Raw genomic sequence first — 1,315 nt, 5'->3', positions numbered from 1 at the left:
GAACCGCACACAATCAGCGGTGAGCATGCAGATGAAGCGCCTGGAAGAAGACGTGGTGCAGCGCGCCTTATTTGAGCGCGACGGCCGCCAGGTGCGGCTCACAGCCGAGGGCCAAGTGCTGCTGGGTTATGCGCGGCGCATTCTGAAATTGCATGGCGAAGTGATTAATACCCTGCGCGAGCCGCATATGGTCGGCTCGGTGCGCATCGGCACGCCGGATGACTATGTGATGCGGTTTCTGCCCGGCATCTTGTCGCGCTTTGCCCAGGCCTACCCGATGGTGCAGGTGGAAGTGCATTGCGAATCGTCGTCGCAATTGCTGCAACGCCAGGACTTGGACCTGACCATCGTCACCCGTATGCCCGGCGATGAAATTGGTCAGCTACTGCGCCAGGAACGTTTTGTTTGGGCCGAGGCGCTGGGCTTTAGCCCCCATGAACAAACCCCCATGCCGCTGGCCATGTTCAACAGCGACTGCTTCTGCCGCAATTGGGCGTGCAATGCGCTGGAGACCATGGATCGTGACTATCGCGTGGCATACACCAGCCCGAGCCTGTCGGCCTTGATGGCGGTGGTCAGCGCCGGCCTGGCCGTTACGGCGCAGCTGCAAAGCCTGATCACCCCGGACTTGCGCATTCTTGGCAAAGCCGAAGGCCTGCCGGAGTTGCCGCTGTGCAGCATCGTGCTGTTGCGCAACGAGCGCAGCCAGTCGCCGGTGACCGAGAGCTTGGCCGAACATATTGTTGAGGGCTTCCGCCTGTAGGGTCTGCCGATTGATGGCCCGGTGCGCGCACCAAGTGATCCACGCCTACATAAACCATGGCGCATTAAAGGTAAGCGCGCTAACGTTGCTCCCCTATTCCGTCATCAACAGCTGGAGGCTTTCATGGCCACTCCCGAACAACTCAAGCTCGATAACCAGCTGTGTTTCGCGCTGTACTCCACTTCGTTGCTGATGACCAAGGTGTACAAGCCGCTGCTGCAGGCGCTAAACCTCACCTACCCGCAATATCTGGCCATGTTGGTGTTGTGGGAAAACGATGGCATTACCGTGGGCGAGCTTAGCCAACACCTGCTCACCGACCCCGGCTCGGTCACCCCGCTGCTCAAGCGCCTTGAGGCCGAAGGTCTGCTGACGCGCACGCGCAGCAAGGAAGATGAACGGGTGGTGGAACTGCGCGTTACTGAGCAAGGTCGTGCATTGCAAGAACAAGCGCTGGGCCTTCCAGCGTGCATTTTGAAGGCATCCGAGCAGCAACCGGCGCAATTAATGGCGCTAAAAAGCGACCTCGTTGCCCTGCGCGACAGCCTGCAG

General features: G+C 59.9%; 2 protein-coding genes. Both read left to right on the top strand.

What is annotated here, in order from left to right:
• On the top strand, positions 1–763 hold a 763-nt coding region (locus AAAB16_RS14315; RefSeq protein ID WP_340663915.1), incomplete at its 5' end, for a LysR substrate-binding domain-containing protein.
• A gap of 123 nt (positions 764–886) precedes the next feature.
• Positions 887–1,315 (top strand): MarR family transcriptional regulator (locus AAAB16_RS14310; RefSeq protein WP_340663914.1); only part of this gene is annotated, 429 nt, incomplete at its 3' end.

Origin of the sequence: Pseudomonas sp., assembly GCF_037994325.1 — a bacterium.
In the GTDB taxonomy this organism is placed as follows: Bacteria; Pseudomonadota; Gammaproteobacteria; order Pseudomonadales; family Pseudomonadaceae; genus Aquipseudomonas.
This window is presented reverse-complemented; position numbering and strand designations above follow the sequence as displayed.